Source organism: Oscillibacter sp. PC13 (genome assembly GCF_900115635.1).
Taxonomy (GTDB): domain Bacteria; phylum Bacillota; class Clostridia; order Oscillospirales; family Oscillospiraceae; genus Oscillibacter.
In genome coordinates this window covers 1-24,566 of the sequence record NZ_FOXE01000027.1, presented here as the reverse complement: position 1 = coordinate 24,566, position 24,566 = coordinate 1, and the positions used below count along the sequence as shown (strand labels likewise).

The window sequence follows — 24,566 nt, the reverse complement described above, 5'->3', positions numbered from 1 at the left end:
AACAACAGCGCTTTATAGGGGCGGAAGACTTTCAGAACTGGAGAAGAATACGGAATGGCGTTGAAGCGGTTCCTTCCATTTTGCGCAACTGCTATCATGTTGACGATATGCCGGTACGGGGGAAGATCCCTGGTAAATTCTTCTTTGGAGCCAAAATTTCAGCAATCAATTTTAGAAAGCTGCTTCGGCAACGAAGGGGCTTCTATTGTTGTACCTGCAACCCACTTCTCACATAGAGTGCGGCGAAAAGGCCCCCAAAAACACGCCGAAGATTTGACTGCTTTCGTATTTAGAGGCGGTCATTTTTTGTTTTATAGCTCCTGATGGTGAAAATACTTACTTTTGACCCCAACATCAAATTGTTCCCATATCTTCTTGTGAGAGTTCTTTTGCTTCGTCCGTTGTATGTCCAATTTTAATTGTCCACACCATAGTGTCATTATTGCTATCTGTATTGCTGGCAGAATCATCTACTGATAGTTTCAAAATCTCATAAATTGATGGGTCATACCAATGGACACAGTCAATTTCCACGGCATCACCCTCTGAAATGCTTTCACCATGGTCCATTTCTGAAGTATCTCTGATAAGAAAATCTATAACTTCATTATTTCCAATATTCACGCGGATATATTCGTTGTCATTTTCTGTGTTTTGCTCCTCAACGATCCCTGTGTATGTTTTTCTAATAAATCCTCCGTCCCCTGCGTCAGCTGTGTCATTCGTGCAGCCGCTCAATGTAATTCCACAGCTCATTGCTAAAACGAATACTATCAGCGATTTCATGCTCATATTACACCCTCTAATCTTGACTATGTTTATGTATATAGACGCAAAGTTTTTCCAAATGTTCCATATTTACTATATAATACTTTTATGTTTCTTTCAAGGTGGAGCCATAACCGAATCGTGTCCGATTACGGCTACATACATCATATCCACTTCATATCCAAAGTTTTTTGTCGGGAACACAAAGTCGAATTGGGACTATTTTTTGAACTTTGATAAGCTAACCAAGAAGCTGGTTTATCAAAATTCAAAATAGCGGTAGCGCATAAAACAGTAAAGCAAATGCGCCATGGGAGAGCCGGAAATGAGGCGGTCTAATAGAATTGAAAAAGCAAAATCGGTATTCGACCATCAGTTGACTGCCTTTTGCTTTTAATGTTTGCATATGCCTTATGCAAAAGTTGCAAAGTGAAAGAGATTTCATATAAAGAAAAATATCATAATGATTCAGACGCGCATTTCTGCTACCAAAAAAACAACAACAGAAATACTAAGAAAGTTTCTTTAAAAGCAATACAGTACAAAATTTTTTCCCACAGGAAAAAACGGGCGATTTGCACAGCAAACCTATATGATGCTAATATGTTCTTGTCAGTATTCGCCTACGCGCGATTACTTTTGAACAATTGCCCAAACTCGGAATCAATGACAATTTACCAAGGATCTTTGCGAATCAGGGCGTTGTATTTTCGTATGACCTGAATATCTTCTTTGTTGATTAGCAACTCTTCTCGGATTTTGTCGTTTTCTTCGAGAATCTTCTGGCTGACAATGCACTTGAACGCCATTGGTACACGAAAAGGGATGGAGTGAGCGCAGATCAAACCCCGGGCATAGGCCTTAGTATCGTAGGGCGTTGTTACCGCAAGGAAGAGCTTTTCCAGAGGATTGATGCAGTTGTCGGCAATGTAATACGTAAAGTCGTGATGGAACTCGATTTGGCCGTGGAGAATGTGCTGACAGTTTGTATAGTTTTCAAAGGACTCTACAGCAGAATAATAAGTGGCAGTAGAACAGTTCCCATTGGGCGTTTGAATATCTAGGACACCGTGAAAAATGCGGTCGGAACAGTCGCTTATGAAATATACATAAGCACGGCTGCAGTCAAAAAAACCGGAAGCTGTTGGTATGGAGAACATCGTTGGCTTTTGAGGCAGTGCGATCAGGTGTTCCGGCGAGATCTTTAAGATTGCTGCAATGTCCAGCAGGATATCAATTGTCATGACCAAATGGCCATTTTCATATTTTGAAATCGTTGCTTTACTCTTGTGAAGTTGCCTTGCCATATTCTCCAGTGTAATACCCTGTAGTTTTCGATACATTCGAATCCGAGCGCCAATTTCCTGATAATTTGCCCCTGACATTTACTCCCCGCCCCTCCTTGTCAATAAAATACAGAGCATTCGACAAACTAGTAGTTCAAGTCTTTGTTCATTTTAAATGTCCCATATAAATAATATAATAGTTTTTTTATTCTTGCAATGGTGAATTCTTGAGCCCTGTATACAATTTCCTTTTTGCTGTATATTCCGCTGTTCTGTGTGCCTTTTATATATCGCGGTTTTTCTCAAAAAATATATATAAATGGTAAATTTCACAAAATGTTAATAATTCCTGCAAGGTATCCGCAGCGAGCGTCTGCATGAAAACTTTGAGGAAAGGAGGTGCGTTACCAGCTGGGCTTTTGGGCCTGCAGACTGCAAGCATATGGATTACAACATTATAAAAGGAGGCTCAATTATGGGATTGTCTACTTATTCATTCAAGCTGCCGACTCGCGTGGAATTTGGATCTGGTGTCATCAATAAAGTCGGCCAGGAAGCAAAAGCGCTGGGCGCGACCAAGGTTATGATTATTTCGGATAAAGGTGTCATCAACGCCGGACTTGTCAAGCCTGTAGAAGAATCTCTGACGGCCGCTGGAATCGACTACATGATTTTCGATCACGTCGTTGCGAACCCCCGTATCACAAGTTGCAACGAGGGCGCCGAGATTGCCAAGGCCGAGAAAGTGAACTTCCTTGTGGCTGTTGGTGGCGGCAGCCCCATGGACACTGCAAAGGCCATAGGAACCCTCCTTACCCACGGGAAGACCGTCCAAGATTGGTGCGGTGACCATCTATTAGAACGGGAGATTACGCCGCTGATTGCCATTCCAACCACTGCTGGTACTGGAAGCGAGGTAACGCCTTTCGCAGTAGTGACGGATACGGAGGCTCACAAAAAGCTCAACATCTTTGATGACAGAGCCGCTGCCAAAGTTGCCCTAATCGATCCCGGTGTTCTGATGAATCTACCCAGCCATGTCATGGCTTCTACCGGTGTAGATGCCCTGACTCACGCAGTTGAATCGTATACCTGTACTGTGGCAACGCCTCACACGGATGCCTATGCTCTCTATGCAATTGAACTCATCTCTAAGAACATCCGAGATGCAGTGCATACCCCCACACTGGAGAACTGCACAGGTATGATGCTAGGCAGCACCATTGCTGGCATTGCTTTTGGCTGCGCTGATTGCGCCGCCATCCACTGTATGGCTGAGGCCATTGGCGGCCGCTATGACACACCCCACGGTGTTTCCTGTGCAGTGTTCTTGCCAAGTATCAGCCGCTATAATGTACCATCGGACACGGAGAAGTACGCCAACATAGCCAAAGCACTTGGTATCAACACCTTTGACATGACTCTCGCAGAAGCCGCGGAAGCCGGCATTAAGGAGCTGGAAAATATTTGCGTAGACGTGGGCATCCCTAAATTTCGGGATCTCAAGGGTGTGAATGTGGATGACTTCCCCGCCTTGGCAAAAGCCTCCAGCGAAAATGTTTCCAACGGCAGCAACCCCCGCCCGATCAGCGAGGAAGAGTATCTGAGGCTGTTCCACCAGATCTACAATGAGTGACACAAAGACAGAACCGTCTAACCCACATCAGCAGTAAAACAACAGGAGGTTTCCTTAATTATGATTGGTCAAAAAGTCAGCATCAAGGCCAGAATGTCCACTGGCGAAGCTCATTATGCCGGCGATCTGGTCAATGGGTCCCATATCTTGGATTTCTGGGGTGATGTGGCCACGGAACTTGCCATCCGTTTGCACGGTGACGAGGGACTGTTCTATGGATATGACAACATCCGGTTCCTCGCCCCCATCTATGCTGGTGACTTCGTGGAATATGTGGGCTGGGTCGAGAAGGTCGGCAACACCTCCATGGTTTGCAAATTTGAAGCATACAAACATATTCAGCTATCACGGACTCCCAATTTGGCGGTCTCCTCCGCGGATGTGATTGACACACCGGAACTGTGCGCTTTTGGAACAGGTATCGTTGTGGTAAAAAAAGAGGAGCAACGCGGTGCTCAGGATCCACTCTTTGTACAGAAGTAAAAGTGTACTCTTCAGCTGCGCAGCAATACTCTGTTTGGATACGTGATTCAATGCTGCAAACTTGCTTCTGATAACATTTTTGACATTGGCGGCTGTCACTTTAAGCGTGTGGATCAGTCCACTGTCTTTATCCACGCCAATGTGAGCCTTGTACCCGAAATGCCATTCGTTTCCCTTTTTAACCTGATGTGCGTCCGGATCCCGCTGCTTGCCCTGATTTTTTGCAGAGGATGGAGCGGCAATGATGGTAGAGTCAACGATGGTGCCCTTCTTCAGGAGCAGTCCCTTCTCCCTTATCAGTTTTACTACTTGTGCAAACAGTTGCTCCTGCAAACCATTGTGCACAAGGATATTCCGAAAGCGGCCCAGGATATCCCCGTCAGGCACCTGATTGCTGGACTCTATGCCGCAGAAGTCCGAGAATGCACGGCTGTCAATTGCCTCGGCAACCGTTGCCTCATCGGACAGGTTGTAGAGATTTTGCAGCAGATATAACCGTAGCATCAGTTCAAGATCATAGGGCTTATTTCCGCGCTCCCCCTTGTAGTAGCACGGCTTAATTATGGCAATCCATCTACCCCAGGGAACAATGCGCGCTATCTGCCCGAGAAACTCTTTTCTCCTTGTCCGCACCTGCGCCAGTTCATCGCTCAGGGCTGACAGACTCATCTGTTTACCCATGGCAATATTTTACCACCTGCCCATATTTTCTGTGCGGTGTTGCCTTAGATTTGGCCGATATTTATGAACACGCAACGTAGAGAAGTGATAAAAAGGAGTGCTACCATGGAGCAAAAATTGTCAAGAAAACTTGGATTCGGTGCTGCTTACGGCGCCGCAGTAGGACTAGTGGTCTCAGGCAGCGGAATGTTTGCTGTGGGCAACGTCGGCGGTACTGTTGGCTATTCAACTTTTATCGTTGCACTAATCGCGTTGATCCCTATCATGATTACTGCCTTGTCCTTCAGCGAGCTGACAGCCATGTTACCCGGCGGGGGCATGATCTCCGACTACACAATTCCGGCCTTGGGCCGTTTCTGGGGCGCGTTTTCCCTGCTCAGCGGCTATGTTATGCTGGTTATGGCCGACGGCGGTACCCAACTTACTATGGGCGGGGAAGCCATTGGCAACCTGTTCGGCCTCAATCCTTGGATTTTTACCATTATTATCTTCGCATTGGTGCAGCTGGTAAATATTTTTGACGTGGGTATTTACGGCAAGGTTGAGATGTACCTGACGCTCTTTATGATGCTGGTCTTCGCTTTGCTGGCTTTCAGCGGGTTTTTCCACGTGGGTGAGTCACTAGTTGGCGCCGTTCCCGTCAATGACGGCATGGCGATCATCCCTGAGGGCGGCTTTGCCACTATTATGAGTTGCATGGGCACTGGTATTTGGTTCTACGTTGGTTTTGAATTCACCTGTCCAATGGCGGAGGAGAACAAGAAGCCTTACCGGAATATCCCTCTGGCCCTAATTCTGGGTACCCTGACCATCACGGTGGTTAACAGCGTATTTTCTGCGGCCTCTGTTCGTTATACGGAGTTGGAGGTCCTGGCATCTTCCGCTCTACCGCATGTAGAAGCTGCTGGAAATATGATGGGTACGCCCGGCTATATCATGATGGCAACGCTTACTACCCTGGCTTCCTTCACCACGGCCAACTCTTACACCGCAGGTCTTCCCCGGATGCTCTACGGACTTTCCCGCGAAGGACTGTTACCCAAATGGTTCGGTGAAATCAACCCAAAAACCAGAACACCGGTTCACGGCATCCTGTTTGTCGGTGGCCTGATGATTTGTACCATCGCGTTCCTAGTTGTCAACGGCGCTGCGTCCGACAGCATAACGTTCCTTATTAATGTGGCGTGCATCTCTTGGATGAGCGCTTACATCATTGCCATGATTGACGTATTGGTGTACCGTAAGAGATATCCCGACTATCCCCGCTATTTTAAGATGCCTGCCCCCCATATCCTGGTTCCTATTGGCATTGCGGGTATTGCCTATGCTATTTACAGCATGCGCGCATACATCCTCCCCTCTTTGATTTACATGACTTTAGTTGTGCTCTACTGCTTTGTCTGGTGCAAGAAGAAGGGGTTTGATCTCTTCACACCTAAGCCTCTTGAAGAGCAGGCTCAGGCCATCATCGACAGAACTGAGTATCTGGAGGGCTGGAATGAAGAAGTTACCGCTTGGATTGCCAAGCAAAAGCAGAAAGTGGGAACAACTTGAAGAATAAAATCAAGCCCGCCGACCCAAGTACCCGAGGAAGCAGGATTGATCAACGCGCTCACAAACGGCTTCAAAATCTGGCATCTATCATGAGCAACGCGCTTGGCGGGGCAGAGTTGACAGAGGATACCTTTTTTCGCCAGCGGATTAACCTGAACCGTCAGTATCTGCGAACTCTGACACTGACGTACAGCGTGGAAAATCGGTTGACATCCCTTTGCTACGATCTTATCCTCAGCACGACGGCAAAAGTGGAGGAAGCAGAGAGTTTCAGCTTTCAATTTACTTCCCAAAAGCACTTCATGCCGGTGGAGAGGAAACTCAGCGTTGAAGGTGCAGCCCGGAGCGCTGAAATTCTGGAGCGGTTAAACGATGAAGCGGTTATTCAGCGGCTTTGTGATTTAGATTTCATTGATGTGAGAGTGGAGTATTGCATGGCGGAAAAGCGCTATGCGATTTCCTCACGGGGCTTGGTGGGAAGCACCACATGGATGATGATTCCCCCTGTGACCAAAACCATTATGCCGACTCCGAACGAGATCCTAAAGATTGGCGAGGTCTTTGAACTGATGATTCTCTGTGTGACAAAACTATAACGTATAAACAACTGCAACTGAAAATTTTATGTCATTCGTAATGACAGGATGGAGGTTATTATGTCTATTGTCTCTGAAAAGTTAGAAAAAGCAAGAAAGGCCATGGCAGAAATTCAGGGGTACACCCAGGAACAGGTAGATGCTCTTGTGTATGCTATTGGAAAAACCATTTACAAGAATGCGGTTCCTCTGGCTGAGATGGCTGTTTCTGAGTCCAAAATCGGCAGCGTGTCCGAAGTAATTGCTATGAACGAGGGTACAGCCGCAGAGTTCTATGCGTATCTGAAGGACAAAAAGTCTGTGGGCATTATCGCAGAATACCCTGAGCTGAAGATGATGGAAGTGGCTCATCCTGTAGGTGTCGTTGCGGGTATCACGCCTTCTACTACTCCAGTTACCACGGCCTGCGGCAATGCTATGCACGCGATCAAAGGCAAGAACGCCATCGTGTTTTGCCCCGCGCCTCGTGCCAAGGGTGTCACAGTGAAGACGGTGGAGCTGATGCGGGAGGCCATCGCCGCTTGCGGCGCCCCCATAGATCTCATCCAGATTGTATCTGAACCCACGATCCCAGCTTCTCAGGAATTGATGGAGGGTGCCAATTTGATTCTGGCCACCGGAGGCTCATCCATGGTGCGGGCAGCCTACTCTAGCGGGACTCCTGCCTACGGTGTAGGTCCTGGCAACGCTCCGGTCATCTTGGATCGTGGCTACGATCTCCAGCACGCGGCAGATCTCACTAACCTAGCTGTCTCTGTAGATAACGGAGTGGCCTGCGATAGTGACAACATCCTTTTCTATCCCAATGAAGTTGAGATCGATTTTTTCAAGGCACTAGAAAATGCGGCGGGAATAGTTTACACAGCCCCGGAGGACGTAAAAAAGTATCGCGAAGTACTCTTTGGCCCAAATGGCGCCCAGATCCCATCTACTATCGGCCTGGATGCGCCGGTGCTGGCAAAGCTGGCGGGCTTTGAGATTCCAGAGACCAAAAAATTTATTTGTTTGCAAGTAGCAGATGTCGGGAAAGGTGATATGCTGAACCACGAGATTCTGGCGCCTGTTGTGAAAGTGAAGAGCTATGATACATTTGAAAGCGCAGTGGAAATGTCCATCCGCAACATGGAGGAGCAAGGCGGCATCGGCCACTCTGCCGGTATCTTCAGCAATGACATGGATCATATCAAGTACTACAGTGAGCGGATCCCTGTAGCTCGCGTTCTAGTCAACCAACCCACGCCTGACGCTTGGGGACCTGTAACAAATGCGCTCTCTCCCGCGGTTATGGAAAGCTGCGGTACTTGGGGCAGCAACATTATGGCCGGCAACGTGGACTATACGCACCTGCTGAACATCAGCAAGGTCACAATGCCCCTGGATGCCGAGCCTATAGATGGCGCAAAGCTTTTTGCGGACTAATTTGTCCTGAGGCAAAAGCAAAATCCCTTGAAACTGCACGCACAAAATAAAAAGAGATTTAAAGTGCTTTGAGAAGTTAGAGAAATGTTCCGAAGTTAAATCGATTAAGTAGCTGAAAGGGTTTGTTGTTTGTGTAATGCAAGCGACAAGCTCTTTCAGCTTTTCTTTGCTTTGTTTGTTATTATTTGTGGAAATGTTTTTTATAGATGGAATTACTATAGAAAAGCGTTGGAATTCTAAAAATCGGCATGCAATGAATCGCGGCTAGGCCAGACAATCCATTGCGGCCCGGCAGTAGTTGAAAATTCACTTTTTCGTCACAATGTCATATACAGAATATGTTGTATATATGAAGAACGGTGTTGACCAGTGTCGTTGAACGTTTTCCTGCAATTCCATTTTCGACGCAAAGCATTGCCTTGTAAGGGATACACGGAAAATTAACTACATTGTATAGCAATTGACAAAATGCACAAAAAATAATTCTCCGGGCAGTTTGTTAGAAAATTGTTAGGGCAATACCGCGCAATGGCATAAAAATTCCACGCCATCTGCCTGAATAGGCAAAGAGTGTGAAAAACTTCGCATTTCCTTTGCGCTGACAAGCCAAATTAGACTGTCAGGCAGGGCCTGTCAGCCAGAATCAGATTTGCCAGCGCAAACATCATATTCAGTTTTGCGGTCTGTTTTTGCAGGCCTCGGTATCGCGTCTTTCGGTATTGAAGCAGACCCATTACAACTCCAAAAATGTGCTCTACTTTTGCCCGGACTGACGACTTCTCACGCTCTCGGCGCCTTAACTGGGCTTGCGATCTGGCCGACGGCTTTTTCATCTGCGAGGGGCGACGATTGATTTTATAGCAAATGTTCTTGCCTGAATGGTTCTCGGTCATGGCATCTTCGCGCTTTTCGGTTCCGCGATAGCCGCTGTCCCCATAGACTACCGTCTCTTCTTCGGTCAGCAGTTTTGAAGTCATGGTGACGTCATGGACATTGGCGGCTGTCACCTCAAGCGTATGGAGCAAGCCGCTGTCTTTGTCCACGCCGATGTGAGCCTTGTAGCCGAAGTGCCATTCGTTGCCCTTCTTTACCTGATGCACATCAGGATCCTGCTGTTTGTCCTGATTTTTCGTGGAGGATGGAGCAGCAATGATCGTGGAGTCCACGATGGTGCCCTTCTTCAAAAGAAGCCCTCTTTCTCTTAATAGTTTTACTACCTGTGCAAACAGCTGCTCCTGCAAGCCGTTGTGCACAAGGATATTCCGAAACCGGCCCAGTGTATCACCACAAGACTTCTTTTAAAAGTAAACAGAGAATTCCTAACATATAGGATAACATTTGTTGTTGTATCAAGGGAAGGATGAGGATATCCACTACGCTATACTATATAACGTATACGGACATGAGTTGTCTTTTTTCCTTCCATATGATATGATTTTTTTGAAAAAATTGACAGTGGGAACAAACTGTTCTACTTGCCAAGAGACTTTTCCGCAGACGGGGGGCGCGGCAATGACAAAACCGAACCTGAACGGCCACAGCGTTTTTCCCTATGCTGCCCTTGCCATAATCCTTGCAATCGTACTGCGGCAGATAGGCTTCCGCGTTGAAGGGGTCTTCGAATGGGTTTGCTCCGTTATTCGCTCTTCCATATACATTGGGATGTTCAGCATATGGGGCGTTTTCATCCGCAGACGGATCATTCAGCCCCGGGTGCGCTGCTATCTCACCACGATTTCTGCGCTGATGGTATTCTGGGTATCGGTCCGGACGCTCCGTTTTTTGTTTGCGGACGATCCGGGAACGCTGCGCTATCTTTGGTATATGTACTATTTACCCATGCTGTTTATCCCGTTTCTGGCGGTGTTCGTTGCCCTGTCGCTGGGAAAGCCAGAGAGCTCCAGCCTGCCCAAGTGGACGACGTTTCTTTACATACCCACCGCCGCACTTTTACTGCTGGTACTGACCAATGACCTGCATCAGCTTGTGTTTGCCTTTCCTGCAAATGCATCCGTATGGAAAAATGATTACCGATATGCAATGGGATATTTTCTTATTGCGGGCTGGCAGATGCTATGCGCTTTCACTGCCCTTACCATTATGCTGATAAAGTGCAGGACTCCGAACAGCCGCAAGGTTTTGATGCTGCCCTTCGTTCCTGTCATACTGACCTTGATTTATAGTGTGCTTTATATTTTTCGTGTGCCGTGGCTGAAATCCATTGCGGGCGATATGACGGTTGTATTTTGCCTGCTTTTTGCCGCAACGCTGGAAAGCTGTATTCAATGCGGGCTGATCCAATCCAACACACACTATGACGATCTGCTTGCGCGCTGCACCATGGGCATCCAGCTTACCGACCCGGACTATCATTCCCTCCTGACATCGGATTTTGTGCGGCCTGTGCCGGAGGAAGTCATGGAACAGACGCAAACCGGTCCAGTTCAGCTTGACGGAGGCCTGCGTCTTTCAGGTGCTGATATCCACGGCGGCCATGTGCTGTGGACAGAGGACGTGTCAGAGCTTCTGGCAGTGCTGGACGACCTGCGGGACGCAAAGAAAAGCCTGGAGGACAGCAATCACCTTCTGCAGGAGGAATATGCCCTCAAAACCCACGAAGCACATGTAGCAGAGCAGGATCGGCTATATAACAGGATCCAGTGCGAGACGGCGGTGCAAATCAACCTTCTGGCGAAGCTGACCGATGAATTTGAGAAAGCCGAAAGCGAAGAGAAACGAAAAAAGCTGCTGGGGAAAATGATCGTCATCGGGGCCTACCTCAAGCGGCGCAACAACTTGATTTTTCTTGCCGACAAAACGCCTGTGCTCAGTGAGCGGGAGCTTTCGCTGACATTTGCGGAATCAATCAGCAATCTGGAGCTGTACGGCGTGAGCTGCGGATTTCAAATGGAACTCAGCGAGCCCGTGGCAGCGGCGCAGATGATGGCGATGTACGATTTCTTTGAGGAAGTTGTGGAGCGATCACTGGACAGTATGAGCGCTGTCACAGTCAGGATCGGCAAACGCATGGACGCACTTGCCATCACAGTCAACACCGATGCTGACAACGATTTTTCCGTTCTCTCCAGCAATATGATCACAGCCCGGCAGGACGAGGACGGAGAATGGCAGATCTCCATGTGCCTGTGTGCGGGAGGTGAAGCATGATGCGCCAAAGAAGCCACTTGAAGCGTATGAGTAAGGATGCCTTTGACAACCTGCCCAGCGGCGTGTGTTTTTTTGACCGCAACGGCATTGTCACGCTCTGCAACCGGCAGATGCACCGGCTGATTTTCGCCCTTACCGGCAGAGATCTGCAGAGCCTTTACGAGCTGCGGGAGCTGATGAACGGATCGCCCAGGCAAGGCTTACGGGATGGTGATGTATTTCTTCCGGAGGGGGGCGGCGCATGGAGGTTTTCAGAGGAGCACATCGAAACGGCGAAGGGCGGACACTATACGCAGATTGTGGCCTCCAACGTCACGGAGCTTTATCAAAAACAAAAGGAACTGGAGCGGGACAACCGGCAGTTGGAAGAGGCAGGAACGAGACTGCGCCGTCTGTCGGCCAATATTACCGCTGTTATCCGTGAGGAGGAGATCCTCAGCATGAAGATGCGTGTCCACGACGACATTGGCAGAAGCGTCATCGCCACGCGGCAGCTTTTGCGGCAGAATCGACCCGCCGGGGAGCTTGACTTGTCTGCGTGGAAAAGCGCCATCCGTCTGCTTAAGCGGGACAGCGAAAGTGCGAAGGACAAGGACGCTTTGGATCAGATCATGGACGCGGCGGCGGGGATCGGTATCAAGGTCCACATTGACGGAGAGCTGCCCAGTGACACCGCCGCGGCTTATCTGCTGCTGACCGCTATGAGGGAGTGTGCCACCAACGCGGTGCGCCACGCCCTCGCCACCGAGCTGTATGTGAAACTTAACAGCGGAGATGGTGTTGCTGCGGCAAGGATCACCAATAATGGCAGGCCGCCCGGTGGGGAGATTACGGAGGGCGGCGGATTGGGTTCTCTGCGCGTCCGCATGGAAAAGGCCGGGGGTGAGATGCTCGTTCGGTGCACTCCGGTGTATGAGTTGACGGTGTTCGTCCCCCTTGCAAAGGAGGAAACACAATGATAAACGTATTAATTGTGGAAGATCAGCGCATGATGCGGGAAAATATGGAGAGCCATATCCAGCAGAACGATCGTTATCATCTGGCGGCTTCTATTTCCAACGCAGCGCTGGCGGAAATGATCTGCGTGCAGCACCCGGTGGATTTGGTGCTGATGGATGTTTGTACGGAAAACGATGAGAGCGGTTTTGAGGCCACCAAGAAGATCAAAATAAGATTTCCCAACATCAAGGTGATCATCGTCACCTCCATGCTGGACTGCAGTTATCTGGACCGGGCGCGCCAAGTGGGCGCGGACAGCATCTGGTTCAAAGATGTGAGTCGGGAAGAACTGATGAAAGTAGTGGAGCGCACTATGAACGGTGAATCGGTCTACCCGGACACAACGCCTGAGGTCATCCTAGGAAACGCCACCAGCTATGAGTTTTCCGAAGCGGAAATTCGCGTGCTGCGCCTGCTGGTGGAGGGCATGACCTATAAACAGATGGCAGATGCTCTGGGCATCACCATTGATACGGTGAAGGCCCATGTCAGCAGTATGCTTTCTAAAACGGGCTTCCCCTCTAAAACAAAGCTGGCAGCCGTGGTCATCAGCAAAAAGCTCATTGTAAATGGATTCTAAACACAAGTTCTCGTATTGAGCAGCGTCCGGTTTTCATGCCGGGCGCTTTTTTTGCACTATTTTTCGAACTTTCTTGCCCTGATTACCCAAATGGGTAATGTGCTTTTTTGAAAGTCTTATAAAATGATAAATGTAATGAAATAGTTGCGCCGATTATTTGAAAGTCAGGTGAACCATATGCGACGTGTTGTGATCGATATGAAAAATTACCTCTTTGCCGATGCCATTGCCCGTGCACTGCAAAGCGCAGATTCGGATTTTGATGTTTACCGGATAGAAAAGCAGGGGGACACCGCTGCCCACTGCCAGCTTGTGCAGCCCTACGCGCTGCTTATGGAGGTCTCAGGCTATCCGCCGCTGCAGTTGGAACAGCGGTTAAAGCTGCGGGACGAGGTCAAGCGGGAGTGTCCTATGTGCAAGATTGTTTTGATTGTGGACGAAAACGCCGAAAAGGCTCAGGCTGTCAAAGTACTGCAAGCCAAGCGCGACGGGCTCATTGACCAATTTATCTACGGCTCGATCTCCGCAGCATATCTGTCAGCGGTAATCGATACTTTATAATGAGGAGGGGGCGTATGAAACGCCGCAAATATATGGCGCTCCTGTTGGCGCTCATTCTGCTGCTGGGCTGCACCGGCTGCGGCACGGCCCGGCAAAAAGAGGATCCGGTCACGGTAACCCTCTGGCACGTCTATGGCGCTCAGACCGACTCGCCTCTAAACGACCTCATCAATCAGTTTAACCAGACTGTGGGGGCGGAACAAAACATCTGTGTCAAAGTCACCAGCGTCAGTAATACCAACACCATCCACGAGGGCGTACTGGCTGCAGCCTTTGGCGACCCTGGCGCACCAGAGCTGCCAGATATGTTTGTCTCCTATCCCAAAACGGTGCTGGCCATGCCGGATGAGTCTGTGCTGGTAGATTACAGCGACTATTTTAACGAGGAGGAAATTTCTGAATTTCTGCCCTCTTTTATTGCGGAAGGCACGGTGAATGACCGGCTGGTGGTACTGCCGGTGGCAAAGTCCACTGAGATCATGTTCATCAATAAAACTGCCTTTGACCGATTCTCCGCCGCCACCGGTGCAAAGCTTTCCGACTTGGAGACCTGGGAGGGGCTGTTCAATCTCGCCGACGACTATGTGGCCTGGACTGATGCCCAGACCCCGGATATTCCGGACGACGGCAAGGTGTTCTTTGTCCACGACTATCATTTCAACTATTTTCAAGTGGGTGTGGAATCTCTTGGCGAGAACTTTTTTGACGGAGATGGGCTGGCGTTTAGCCCGGCGTTTGATACTGTCTGGGAACCGTATGCCAGAGCGACGTTAGCCGGCGGCGTATGGCTGCAAAGCGGCTACGCCACCGAGCCTTTGCGCACCGGCGATTCCATCGTGTCGGTTGCCTCCTCGGCCAGCGTCCTTTACTACTCCGATACCGTGACCTACGCCGACAATACCAGCGAGCGGGTGGAGATTATGGCCATGCCCTGTCCCGGCTTCCAAGACGGCGAAAAATTGGTTATGCAGCGCGGCGCGGGCATCTGCACGGTGAAGTCCACCCCGGCACGAGAGCAAGCCTGCGTGACCTTTCTCAAATGGCTGACGGACGTGCAGCGGAACGTGGAGTTCGTCACAAGGCTGGGGTATATGCCGGTGAAACAGGAATCCTTTGACACCTACCTGCCAACCGCCATCGAGAACCTGGAAAATCCCATGTATGCCTCGCTGTATCAGGCATTTTTGGAGACACAGGCCGGGTACGAGTTCTATACTGCGCCTAAACTGGACAGCTATTTGGAGCTGGAAACCCGATTTGAGGAAAATGTGCGGTATGCGCTGAAATATGGCATCGCAAAATACAAAGCGGCGGGGCCTGATGCCATAGAGGATCAAATCTGGGCCACACTGGACTATTTCAAAGAACATTACTGATCAGGCAGCTTTTGGAAAGGATGGTGAAAAATCATGCTGAGCAAGCTCAAAGAACTCCGGCGCTTGACCAATGCGGCAAAGCAGCAGGGCGTCAGTATGCAGCGCAGACTGCGGCTGTACTGGATGTCCATGGTGCTGGCGGTTTTTGCGGCTTTAATTCTGGTCCTCAGCTTTGCCGGCGTTTTTTCCGATCCTGCCCAAAAGCTTTCTGATGCGCTGGCGATTCAGCAGCAAAACACGGTTGCCGCCCTTTCTGAGCAGCTAAGCGGACTGACTGCCCAGTGCGTTGCGCTGTCTAAAACCCTATCCAAGGAAGTTTCCAATACGCTGATAGAGCACGGCGCGGTCTTTGACGATTTAAGCGACAACCAATCGCTGATTGCCGAGGTGGAGGAGGCACTGTATGGGCCGCTTCACGCTACGCTGCGTGCCAGCGACTGCAGCGGTGTACTGGTTCTGCTGGACGCTACCACCAACACCGGACTTGAAAGATCCCAAGAGTCCCGCATGGGCCTGTATTTGCGCTATTCGGATCTGAACCGCACTGGCAGCGCCAACCAGCATCTGACCTACTTTCGCGGTGCCTCCGAGATTGCCCGCAGGCAGCAGGTGCAGATGCACAACCGTTGGAATCTGGAGTTTGATACCACCTGCCTTCCCGGCTATGACAATTTTATGGACACGCCGGTGGACCGTCTGGCGGATGGAGGCATATGGTCGGAGCGCACGCATCTGAAGGATACCTGGGAGGATGTGCTGCTGCTGTATGTGCCGGTGCTGGACGGCGACGGCGGGGTCTGCGGACTTTGCGGTGTAGAGCTCAGCGAGCTGTATTTTCGCCTTTCCTATCCGCCCATCGTCTCAAATTACGGCGGCATGGTCACGGTCCTTGCTCCGCTGAACGGAAATGAACTGCTGTTGGACAGAGCCATGCTGGGCGACTCCATGGGCCTCCGGCTGGAACCGAAGGGGACACTGCGCTTCAAAGAAGGAACTTATTACAACACCTATTCCTCCGGCACGGAGCGATACATCGGCCTGCATCAGATTCCGCGCTGTGCCTTGGTCAGCGGGCGGGATCTGGCAGTGGTGACACTGCTCCCGGAGAGCAGCTACGATAAGCTCTCGGCCTCCAGCCGCACCGCATGGATCGTCGGTTCTTTGGCATTCCTTTTGTGTATGCTGACGCTGGCACGGTATCTCTCACGGCGTTTTGTCAGGCCGATTACCCAAAGCATCAAGGCGATTCAAGAGTCTCCCACGGGAAAGCAGCGTTCTGGCATCTCGGAGATTGACGAGCTGCTGGCCTTTATTCAGTCCAAAGCCGATCAACAGCAGATCGGTGATGAGCTGCCGCCGAACATCGAGGCGTTCTTCTCTGAATTTACCTGCCGTGTGGAGCAGCTTACGCCCATGGAAAGGACCGTGCTGCAATACTATATCGATGGCTGTGAAATCGGCGAGATCGCCCAGCGGGCATTCATCAGCATCAATACGGCAAAAAAACACAACACCAACATCAATAGAAAATTAGGCGTTTCCACCCGTGAGGAACTGACACTCTACATCGACCTCTTCCGCAGATGCGGAAGATTAGAACAGATTACCTATCATATCTGAACACGGCCCGCCGGTCTTTATGACCGGCGGACTTTTTTAAAATCCATATATTGTATAATCTAAATAGCGCACACGATATATTGTATACTACTCAGTAGTATTTTTTGGAAAACGGCCTAAAATACTACTCAGGATCATATCTTTCCTCTTGACATTTTGATAAAAGGAGTATGTAAACGATATTGGCCGGCGGCTGAAAGGTGGTGAGAAGATGAGTCAAATAGGAAAGGATTTATTGCAGGACTGCTCCACGCAAAGCGAGTTTTGCTTTTCCCTGCGCTGTGCGGAGTGTGGGGAGGTCTGGAAGTCAAGGGCCATCCGCTTTTCACGGGCGGGGGTAACGCCGCCCAGCGAAGGGAAGCGAGTCATTTTCGATACCCTTTACAAGCGGGAAAAGGACGAGGCACTGTTGCGTGCAGCGGAGGAAGTAGGCAAGGCGTTTAACCATTGCCCCATCTGCCACCGGATGGTATGCGACCACTGCTTCCTTGTTTGCGACGAGCTGGACATGTGTGTTGCCTGCGCCAGGCATTTACAGGAGCATGGAGAACTGGTGGCCGAATGCACAGAGGGGGGAACAGGATGAAGCCAATTGAATTTATGCTGAGCATCCAAAATGCGGAAAATTGCTCCTGGCAGGGAACTGTGAAATCATCAGATAGCGAATTGACATTCCAAAGTGAATTGGAGTTGCTTTTCTTCATACAAAAGGAGCTTGAAAAACACGGTGCAGCGCTTGTCGCCAAATCCTCATTTGCCAAAAAACGAAAGAGGCGATTGAACTGATTCGCCATTCATATGAGGGAAGCGCCGACTGCACCAGGGGACAGAACATCACTTTCCTGCATTGCTTCATGGGCAAATAAGCAGAGGCGGCGAAAAAAGAAGGGCAGCAGGCTGATTCCGTCTGGCTGCTGTCCTTCCATCAAAACAATGATATTCAGCAATGATGGAGAAACATGGAGACGATAGAGAACCAAGAAATTGCACGCTTTACCGTTTGCGTTACATCCACAGATGACGGAACATGGCAGAGAATCGTGGAGGCAGAAGGAGTGCAGTTCCTGTTCCAAAGCGAGATGCAGCTCCTGAAGTGTCTGTGTGCCCAGTACCCTGACCTACTTCCGGAAACGAGCTCCCATAAGCCCTCCAGCCCGGAAAAGCAAGCCGCGCCGATGGACAGGGAAGTAGCATTCCGGCCGGTATCCGCTGCCAAGACGGATTCCGTGCTCACGCAGATGTGCGATAGGAGTAGCCGTAGAAAATGAATTTTTCTACGGCTACTCCTAAAAACAAAATTATCAAAGGTACAGCCCAAAATGGGTTTCATCGGATTCCCCGGATGAGGACGATCGGATTTTGGGTATCAAATGCCAAAACAGGAATCGAAAACTTTTTTCGGACGTTTCTAACGGTTTTTTATCGTTTCCGCTCGTTTTCCGTTACTCTCGTGACCTCTTTGGAACCCCCATTTCCGCCTGTTCCACGCGCGTCTGTAGTAATCCATGTGGTCAAAAACGCTTCCCGCCCAAAAAGACGGGAAGCGTTTTCTATGTTCAAAGTGTCTGCATTGTAACTCCGGGCAGAGGGTTATGCAAGTGGTTTCTGCGGGGTAGCAACTCAAAGATTGAGCCGCTATAGACAAAGAATAGCCCCATCACGAAGATCACTTTTCCAAAAGATCCTCCATTGTGCAGCCAAGGACTTTGGCAAGGCTGAGAACCGTCTCCGCGCTGGCTTTATTGATATCCTTGTTGTGCTGCTCGTACATTTGAATTGACCGGAGGCTGACGCCGCTTCGCTTGGCAAGCTCTGCTTGTGTGCAGCCGTAGGTCGTACGGATGCGCTTGAGATTGGTATCTGTAAAATACGCACGCACTTTGGCATCGGCAATATCGGCAAATTTGCTGATGTCTGCTTCGTGAAGCGGAGCGTACATCTGTAGCAAATCCTCGAACGAAAGGGCCTTGAAAATATCGCTGAATTTCCGGCCGGAAAACCATTGATAGTACGCGATAGCCCAGCCAATCCAATACTCTCTGGAACGGCTGAACGTTACCTGCGGTTTGGCAGTTGGCGCTTTGCCGGTCGTCTCGACAAGAATATCTTCCACGACTTCAATTCCGCTTTTTCCTGCCAGATAGGCAGGCTCACCATTCTCGATTCGCTTGCTGACAGAGCTTACGGAAAATAGCTTCACAAAGTCATTTCCTGAAATACTGCAGGCGTTGATGGCATAGTCAAAAGCGTCGCCCAGCAGCGCCTGTGCGTTACTTAGATGCATTTCTTGGTATGCGTGGGTCATCGTTTTGAATGCCTCCTCTCAGGATATCCAGCATATACAGACCATCGGTTTCTTCTTCAAGTATGCTCACATAATGTTGATCGGCTTCATCGTTCCGGGCCTTGCGGAGAACATAATATTTTTCCTTTTCTGCGATGGAAAATCCCTCGTAATGCAGCAGCGAGAACGCATATTTGGACTTGACGACGATCTGCTCTCCCAGCTTTCCCAGCCGCATGGCTTTTGCAAGCTGCTGTACGGAAATTCCGTTATTTAAGAAAGACTCGGCATAGTCAAAATAGGAGTCATCAGCGCGATAGCCAATAATCAGGTCATAGGCATTGACGTTGACGCTGAAATTGTCAATCAAGTGCCGTTTTGCCCGCTGCGCTGCCGGGGTTTTGATGGAAAACAGGCGGTGCTCCACCAAGACGGCGATCCAGTTCAGGATCGTATAGTCCGGGCTGTTCAGATTCAGGATTTTTAGGTATTCCGTATCAAGACTGTAACGATTGGCAAAGCCATTGCGCAGAGAGGACACGGCCCATTCTTTCGCAAGTTCTTCGCTTTCCGTGCAGTAAAAGCCAAGACCGAAGTCATTGTTTTTCTTGCCCAACCCGAAAGTCGGCGTTTCCACAAGCTGCTCGGAGCCGTGATACAGTGTGATTTTCTGATTCATCCGTGTGTCCCTCCCGCATATCTCTATCTGCAATAGTATCACCAAAGTGATATAAAATCAAGTCGTATTTGTAGAGAGACTTCAAGAAAGAACGTTCCTAGCGTGAAACAAATTTCTCTGCGAGTGGCTTCTTCAAAAGCAACAGTTCAAAGGTTGCGTCGCTATAAACAATGAATAGGCGGTTTACGACTAAGATTATAAATCCCTTAATTCAGGCATAATAGTAAGGGATTTATCGCACAACCCATTGACTATTCCCTTATTTTATTCTAATATTTAAGGGAAACAGAATGGAGGTAAGGGAATGAGGATCTTCAATTACTCTGCAATCAGGGAACAAAAGTGGGACTCGGACGTTCTTGGTCTGATTGCGGCCATATACAAGGAAGCCGGGAAGCAGGAACTGTATTTGAAGCAGCGCCCGGAGGAACTCGAAAAGCTCGTGGAGATTACCAAGATACAGAGCACCGAGGCATCGAACGCCATTGAGGGCATTGTCACCACGAGTACCCGAATCCGGCAGCTTGTCAAGGAGAAAACCACGCCGAAGAACCGGGATGAGCAGGAGATCGCCGGTTACCGCGATGTGCTGAGTATCATTCACGAGAGCTTTGACGCGATACCAATCACGCAGAACTACATCCTGCAGCTTCACAAAATCCTCTACAGCCACATGAATAACCCGCTTGCGGGACGCACAAAGATCACACAGAATTATATCACCGCTACCTATCCGGACGGTCATGTGGAAACGCTGTTCACGCCGCTTGCCCCTTATGAGACGCCGGAAGCATTGGACAGGATCTGCGCAGAATACAACCGTGTAATTGGCAATATGGAACTGGAGCCGTTGATTGCAATCCCGGTTTTCATCCATGACTTTTTGTGCATCCACCCCTTCAATGACGGCAACGGAAGAATGAGTAGATTGCTCACGACGCTGCTTCTGTATCGCAGCGACTTTTACGTTGGCAAGTACATCTCCCTTGAAGCAAAAATCGCCAAAAACAAGGACCTGTATTACGCCGCACTTGCGCAGGCGCAAATCGGCTGGCACGAAGGAACTGAGGATGTAGTGCCCTTCATTAAGTACCTGCTGGGAACGATCCTTGCGGCGTATAAAGACTTTGAAGATCGTATGGCGCTTGTGAAAATTAAACTGCCCGCGCTGGAAATGGTGCGCAGAGCCAGCAAAAACAGAATCGGACGGTTCAATAAGCAGGACATCCGGGAGCTTTGCCCGACGCTCAGTGACAGTTCCATAGAGGGCGCCTTGCGGAAGTTGGTTGCAGCCGGAGAACTGAAAAAAGAAGGAAAAGGGAAAAATACCTGCTATTTCAGGCTGAATTAAATTCCGTTCAATACGAGCGACTTTTTAGAGGACCGCACCTGCTCATGCGAACAGCTGCGGTCCTTTTAGTTACTATTTGCAATATACATCGGTTGCGGATACGACGCCACGACGGTAGAAATCCTACCGCTGCTCAGCGCCCCGGATTTGGAGAAGCGATGCTTTTTGCGAAGACAGGCGACAGCTTCGCACACATAGAAAACAGGAAAGAGAACGGTTATTCGTTCTCTTTCCCCTTTGCCGCTTTCCTGCGAGGCTTCGGCTTGGTCAGCTCATAGCTCACATCCAGCAAAAGCTCGATCGTTTCTGCCGGCACGCTGCCGTCCAGCGCGACCGTGATCCAACTGGCTTTGTTCATATGGTACGCCGGAAAAATGCCAGTCTCGCCGCGCAGGGACGAAATCAAAATCGGGTCGCACTTAAAATTGACGATATCGAGCTTCTCCGTTCCCGCAAGTCCCAGCTTGTCCCGCGGCACTTCTATCATCAGCGCAAACCACTTCCGGTTAGCTACATGACGAAACACGGCGGCGCGCGGTGTGTCCGCCCAAGGATAATCCGGTTCTGTGCTGTAGTGGTTCAGAATGTAGGCTTCTAATTCTTCACGATTCATTGCAGACCTCACAGCGCTTCAAAATGATACCTCGGCTGACCGACGCTCTTTTTGCCGTACTCGATCGCTTCTTTTGGGCAGTAGCAGATGCACGCCATGCAGTGGGTACAGTTCTTGCCCCAAACCGGCTTGCCGTCTTTGAGCGTGACGTTGTTCATCGGACAGCGCTTCGCGCACTGCCCGCAGCCGATGCAGGCATCCGAAGCAGTGAAAGCATCTGCCTTGACGAAGCATTTATAGAAAATCGGATTGACCGGGCCGCTCATGAGGCGGTCATAGAGATTGTTCCGCGTCGGCGCAAACGGTTGATTGCGCTGAATCGCCGCAATTGCTCGGTCGATGCTGGGCTTGGCGTGACGATAATAACTCGCTCGCCGGTTTCGACGGGCGAAGTGTCACCGGATTTGATGCGGTCGTTCAGGTTCACAAGCGCATCGCCCAGCGCGTCCGCAATGCGTTTGGCAACATATTTGCTGTTTCCGGTGCCGGAAAAATACAAAATCATATCAAAATTCCCTCGCAATGGTCGATTTCGTGCTGAATGATCTGCGCCGTCCAGCCGGTGAACGTCTTGATGCGCGTCTGGAACTGCTCATTCTGCCACTGCACCTTGATGGTTTGGTAGCGCTTTGTTTTCCGCGTGCCGGTCAGAGACAAACAGCCCTCCTCCGCGTCATACGGCGCGGATTTTTTGACGATTGCGGGATTGAACATGACCATGTACTCACCAATGTTGTCGAAAGCAATAATGCGCTTGTTGACACCGATCATATTCGCCGCCATGCCCACGCAACCGTCCTTGTGCGCGGATAGCGTGTCCAATAAGTCCTGCGCTACACTCAAATCATCCGCCGTCGCGGGTTCTGCCTTCTGAGACAGAAAAAATTCATCTTTGCAGATATCACGGATCATGGAAAAACCTCCGTTGCGTTTTTCTTATTGTAATTGTAGCAGAGAAATGGGTAAGGCTCAACTGCATTTATGGTGGATTCGATGAAGACACTTAATTAATGTTTGCGCATTCGGTACGAATAGCATAGAATTTTCGCGCGCAAAACAGCACGATTCATGCGCCTTATGAGATGCAGAATTTGCGCGGCAATAAACAAAGATAAGGGCGAATTCGATAAGTGGTCTTCGAAATAAAAATCGTTCGTTTTTATCATTTCCTTGCATTTCCCATTCTGTTTTGATACAATAAAATACAACGCTGCGAAGCGCTGTTGTTAGACTTGGCAGCTTTGCACAAAGGTGTTCTGCAAAGCAGCAGAGCACTTTTTTCATCTGGAGGAATCGAACTATGGCTGTGAGCTACAAGAAGCTTTGGAAACTGCTGATTGACAAGGATATGAAAAAGAAAGATCTGTGCGCGAAAGCGGGCATTAGCCCGGCATCCGTCACAAAAATGGGGCGAAATGGTCATGTTACGACGGAAATACTTTTGAAAATTTGCACGGCACTGGACTGCGGCGTGGAAGATATTATGGAAATTGTGCCGGATTCGAGTGAAAACACATGATCAAGTCCGCTTTATGGGACAGCCAATATGATATGATAATAATGAGCTTAATAAAATCTGTCGTTTGGGAGTGGCTGTAATGAACGTAAGACCGCCAGCGTGGGATAAATATGAAGCAGTGATCCTCTTGGAGGGGATGATTGATATAAAGCAGCATGATATGCCGCGCAACATTGTAGTAGAGCGGGTATCGCAGGATTTACGAAAAATGGCTCGAAATCGCGGGATAGAAATAGACGAGTTATTTCGTAATGTAAATGGAATAGCATTTCAGCTTCAAAGCATGGAATCAGCTTATTGCGGATACACCGTATTCAAGCCAGCGTCTAAATTGTTTACTGAGATTGCCGGGGTATATAAGACAGATCACACTAGTTATGAGTTGCTGCTGAAAGAGGCTAAGAAGATGATAGTGGGAAGTAGCTCTGTTGAATCTCTATTTTTCGAATATCTTGCCTCAAAGGTAACTCCTGCTCAGCTTTCTGCTTTGTATCCTTGCTATTCGGAAATAGAAATTTTTTGCACAAAAGCAAAAGTTCTTCAGAAACCATTGTTTGAGACCACCGAACGCGATGTGATCCAAAATGTCCAAAGAACAATTGAGCAGAATAAGATTTTTCGGGTTACCCACAGAAAGCAATATGACAAAATTCTGTCTGCGGGCAGATACTATTTTGATTTTGTGTATGAAGGAAGCTTTCTTAAAAAAGAATCGTTTGCTGTAGAAGAAAAAGAAACCAAAGGCTCTGCGTGTCCAGAGGTAAAAACTACATTAACGCGTATTGACGAAAAACAAAGGGCGGAACATAATTCAGTTGATGCAGATGCAGTTCATACCCTGTCCTTTTCCTCGGCTAACAATCTTGCATATACGAAACCGGTTCGATTCGTATTTTTTGGCGAAGAAAAAGAATTTGAGCCTAACTGGACGGCATTATATGTCTGCTTTGTTTCGAGTATGATTGAAAAGTACCCACACAAGTTTAGGGTAGGAATGTCTTTTTCAAAGAACGTCGGCAAGCGTATTGAGCTAACGAAAAAGGATAATCTTGCTAATGTAAAAGTCAAGGGTAAAATAAAAAAGTTTAGGCTCCAACAGCCTAAAAAGGGTGCAAAAACCAAACCCACAGTGGTTGTGGATTTGAAAATAACCTGTATAATGAGATCTAGATTTACTGTTGCTTTAGTGTTTCCATTGCTCTGGCATAGTAGATCCGGAGAAACTTATTAACGCCGGCCATCTTGGCTACGTTATAAGGTTTTCCTTCCTGCTCCTTCTTTAGGACGAATTGAAGGACAGGGTCGTCTTGAGGTCGTGTAAGTTTGAGCGCCTGCATGACCTCAAAACAATACTTTCTGAGAGCCGCATTCCCACGTTTTGATATGTGGCGAT

General features: G+C 49.1%; 25 protein-coding genes and 3 pseudogenes. 16 read left to right on the top strand and 12 right to left on the bottom strand.

The window, feature by feature from the left end:
* Positions 1-354 precede the first annotated feature (354 nt).
* Both BMZ81_RS13280 and BMZ81_RS13275 read right to left on the bottom strand, forming a co-directional pair.
* Positions 355-792 carry a hypothetical protein gene (locus BMZ81_RS13280; RefSeq protein ID WP_091132912.1) on the bottom strand — a complete coding sequence of 146 codons (438 nt, stop codon included), beginning with the start codon at positions 790-792 and terminating at the stop codon, positions 355-357.
* A 650-nt stretch (positions 793-1,442) separates the two neighbouring features.
* Positions 1,443-2,153: a helix-turn-helix domain-containing protein gene (locus BMZ81_RS13275; protein ID WP_091132910.1), complete on the bottom strand. Its 711-nt coding sequence runs from the start codon at positions 2,151-2,153 to the stop codon at positions 1,443-1,445.
* Between the two features lie 376 nt (positions 2,154-2,529).
* Between BMZ81_RS13275 and BMZ81_RS13270 the strand changes: the two genes are divergently transcribed.
* On the top strand, positions 2,530-3,690 hold the full coding sequence (locus BMZ81_RS13270; protein ID WP_091132908.1) for an iron-containing alcohol dehydrogenase: 1,161 nt from the start codon (positions 2,530-2,532) through the stop codon (positions 3,688-3,690).
* A 60-nt stretch (positions 3,691-3,750) separates the two neighbouring features.
* Positions 3,751-4,173, top strand: coding sequence for a hotdog fold domain-containing protein (locus BMZ81_RS13265; RefSeq protein WP_091132906.1), 423 nt, complete (start codon positions 3,751-3,753; stop codon positions 4,171-4,173).
* Between the two features lie 72 nt (positions 4,174-4,245).
* Here the strand turns inward: BMZ81_RS13265 and BMZ81_RS13260 are convergent.
* A pseudogene (locus BMZ81_RS13260) lies at positions 4,246-4,842 on the bottom strand (IS5 family transposase); the annotation flags it as partial.
* A gap of 117 nt (positions 4,843-4,959) precedes the next feature.
* Between BMZ81_RS13260 and BMZ81_RS13255 the strand changes: the two are divergent.
* The 3 genes from BMZ81_RS13255 to BMZ81_RS13245 are packed head-to-tail and all read left to right on the top strand — an operon-like array spanning position 4,960 to position 8,423.
* Positions 4,960-6,408, top strand: coding sequence for an APC family permease (locus BMZ81_RS13255; protein WP_091132903.1), 1,449 nt, complete (start codon positions 4,960-4,962; stop codon positions 6,406-6,408).
* Entirely contained in the window at positions 6,405-7,004 is a 600-nt protein-coding gene (locus BMZ81_RS13250) for a DUF3156 family protein (protein WP_091132900.1), read from the top strand. The genes BMZ81_RS13255 and BMZ81_RS13250 overlap by 4 nt, the downstream gene beginning before the upstream one ends.
* Positions 7,005-7,064: 60 nt before the next feature.
* Positions 7,065-8,423: an aldehyde dehydrogenase family protein gene (locus BMZ81_RS13245; RefSeq protein WP_091132899.1), complete on the top strand. Its 1,359-nt coding sequence runs from the start codon at positions 7,065-7,067 to the stop codon at positions 8,421-8,423.
* A gap of 611 nt (positions 8,424-9,034) precedes the next feature.
* Here BMZ81_RS13245 and BMZ81_RS13240 read toward each other — a convergent pair.
* A pseudogene (locus BMZ81_RS13240) lies at positions 9,035-9,709 on the bottom strand (IS5 family transposase); the annotation flags it as partial.
* Positions 9,710-9,935: 226 nt separating this feature from the next.
* On the opposite strand from BMZ81_RS13240, the gene BMZ81_RS13235 reads away from it, so the two are divergent.
* From BMZ81_RS13235 to BMZ81_RS13200, 8 genes are all read left to right on the top strand, one after another.
* Positions 9,936-11,591 carry a histidine kinase N-terminal 7TM domain-containing protein gene (locus tag BMZ81_RS13235; RefSeq protein WP_177187322.1) on the top strand — a complete coding sequence of 552 codons (1,656 nt, stop codon included), beginning with the start codon at positions 9,936-9,938 and terminating at the stop codon, positions 11,589-11,591.
* On the top strand, positions 11,588-12,550 hold the full coding sequence (locus tag BMZ81_RS13230; RefSeq protein WP_091132895.1) for a sensor histidine kinase: 963 nt from the start codon (positions 11,588-11,590) through the stop codon (positions 12,548-12,550). Before BMZ81_RS13235 ends, BMZ81_RS13230 begins: the two co-directional genes overlap by 4 nt.
* A complete protein-coding gene (locus tag BMZ81_RS13225; protein ID WP_091132892.1) occupies positions 12,547-13,170 on the top strand; it encodes a response regulator transcription factor in 624 nt (207 codons plus the stop codon). The genes BMZ81_RS13230 and BMZ81_RS13225 overlap by 4 nt, the downstream gene beginning before the upstream one ends.
* Positions 13,171-13,347: 177 nt before the next feature.
* Positions 13,348-13,731, top strand: coding sequence for a hypothetical protein (locus BMZ81_RS13220; protein WP_091132890.1), 384 nt, complete (start codon positions 13,348-13,350; stop codon positions 13,729-13,731).
* Between the two features lie 14 nt (positions 13,732-13,745).
* Positions 13,746-15,107: an extracellular solute-binding protein gene (locus BMZ81_RS13215; RefSeq protein WP_091132888.1), complete on the top strand. Its 1,362-nt coding sequence runs from the start codon at positions 13,746-13,748 to the stop codon at positions 15,105-15,107.
* Positions 15,108-15,140: 33 nt separating this feature from the next.
* Positions 15,141-16,727: a helix-turn-helix transcriptional regulator gene (locus BMZ81_RS13210; RefSeq protein WP_091132885.1), complete on the top strand. Its 1,587-nt coding sequence runs from the start codon at positions 15,141-15,143 to the stop codon at positions 16,725-16,727.
* Between the two features lie 211 nt (positions 16,728-16,938).
* Positions 16,939-17,313 carry a hypothetical protein gene (locus BMZ81_RS13205; RefSeq protein WP_091132883.1) on the top strand — a complete coding sequence of 125 codons (375 nt, stop codon included), beginning with the start codon at positions 16,939-16,941 and terminating at the stop codon, positions 17,311-17,313.
* Positions 17,310-17,513, top strand: a complete 204-nt coding sequence (locus BMZ81_RS13200) for a hypothetical protein (RefSeq protein WP_091132880.1) — start codon at positions 17,310-17,312, stop codon at positions 17,511-17,513. The genes BMZ81_RS13205 and BMZ81_RS13200 overlap by 4 nt, the downstream gene beginning before the upstream one ends.
* A gap of 8 nt (positions 17,514-17,521) precedes the next feature.
* Here the strand turns inward: BMZ81_RS13200 and BMZ81_RS13955 are convergent, their stop codons facing one another.
* The 3 genes from BMZ81_RS13955 to BMZ81_RS13185 all read right to left on the bottom strand — a co-directional run bounded on the left by BMZ81_RS13955 (position 17,522) and on the right by BMZ81_RS13185 (position 19,690).
* Positions 17,522-17,800 carry a hypothetical protein gene (locus tag BMZ81_RS13955; RefSeq protein WP_143072788.1) on the bottom strand — a complete coding sequence of 93 codons (279 nt, stop codon included), beginning with the start codon at positions 17,798-17,800 and terminating at the stop codon, positions 17,522-17,524.
* A 593-nt stretch (positions 17,801-18,393) separates the two neighbouring features.
* On the bottom strand, positions 18,394-19,032 hold the full coding sequence (locus BMZ81_RS13190; RefSeq protein WP_091132876.1) for a helix-turn-helix domain-containing protein: 639 nt from the start codon (positions 19,030-19,032) through the stop codon (positions 18,394-18,396).
* A complete protein-coding gene (locus tag BMZ81_RS13185) occupies positions 18,998-19,690 on the bottom strand; it encodes a DUF3990 domain-containing protein (RefSeq protein ID WP_091132873.1) in 693 nt (230 codons plus the stop codon). The genes BMZ81_RS13190 and BMZ81_RS13185 overlap by 35 nt, the downstream gene beginning before the upstream one ends.
* Before the next feature lie 304 nt (positions 19,691-19,994).
* Between BMZ81_RS13185 and BMZ81_RS13180 the strand changes: the two genes are divergently transcribed.
* Positions 19,995-21,041, top strand: a complete 1,047-nt coding sequence (locus BMZ81_RS13180) for a Fic family protein (protein WP_091132871.1) — start codon at positions 19,995-19,997, stop codon at positions 21,039-21,041.
* Between the two features lie 217 nt (positions 21,042-21,258).
* On the opposite strand, the gene BMZ81_RS13175 is transcribed toward BMZ81_RS13180, so the two are convergent.
* From BMZ81_RS13175 to BMZ81_RS13165, 4 genes are read right to left on the bottom strand one after another with little or no spacing between them, the layout of a single operon-like run.
* The gene (locus tag BMZ81_RS13175; RefSeq protein ID WP_091132869.1) at positions 21,259-21,654 is read right to left on the bottom strand and encodes an MmcQ/YjbR family DNA-binding protein; all 396 of its coding nucleotides are present in this window, start codon (positions 21,652-21,654) and stop codon (positions 21,259-21,261) included.
* Between the two features lie 8 nt (positions 21,655-21,662).
* Positions 21,663-21,974, bottom strand: a complete 312-nt coding sequence (locus tag BMZ81_RS14425; protein ID WP_347498083.1) for an EFR1 family ferrodoxin — start codon at positions 21,972-21,974, stop codon at positions 21,663-21,665.
* Positions 21,917-22,159 (bottom strand): flavodoxin domain-containing protein, encoded by a 243-nt coding sequence (locus BMZ81_RS14420; RefSeq protein WP_347498081.1) that lies wholly within the window; start codon positions 22,157-22,159, stop codon positions 21,917-21,919. The genes BMZ81_RS14425 and BMZ81_RS14420 overlap by 58 nt, the downstream gene beginning before the upstream one ends.
* On the bottom strand, positions 22,156-22,566 hold the full coding sequence (locus tag BMZ81_RS13165; protein ID WP_091132867.1) for a peptide deformylase: 411 nt from the start codon (positions 22,564-22,566) through the stop codon (positions 22,156-22,158). Before BMZ81_RS13165 ends, BMZ81_RS14420 begins: the two co-directional genes overlap by 4 nt.
* Positions 22,567-22,954: 388 nt before the next feature.
* Between BMZ81_RS13165 and BMZ81_RS13160 the strand changes: the two genes are divergently transcribed.
* Together BMZ81_RS13160 and BMZ81_RS13950 are read left to right on the top strand one after the other, a co-directional pair.
* Positions 22,955-23,173 carry a helix-turn-helix domain-containing protein gene (locus BMZ81_RS13160; RefSeq protein WP_091132864.1) on the top strand — a complete coding sequence of 73 codons (219 nt, stop codon included), beginning with the start codon at positions 22,955-22,957 and terminating at the stop codon, positions 23,171-23,173.
* Positions 23,174-23,252: 79 nt separating this feature from the next.
* Positions 23,253-24,404: a hypothetical protein gene (locus BMZ81_RS13950; protein ID WP_143072787.1), complete on the top strand. Its 1,152-nt coding sequence runs from the start codon at positions 23,253-23,255 to the stop codon at positions 24,402-24,404.
* Here the strand turns inward: BMZ81_RS13950 and BMZ81_RS14325 are convergent.
* A pseudogene (locus tag BMZ81_RS14325) lies at positions 24,346-24,566 on the bottom strand (IS110 family transposase); the annotation flags it as partial. The gene BMZ81_RS13950 and the pseudogene BMZ81_RS14325 sit on opposite strands and share 59 nt — an antisense overlap.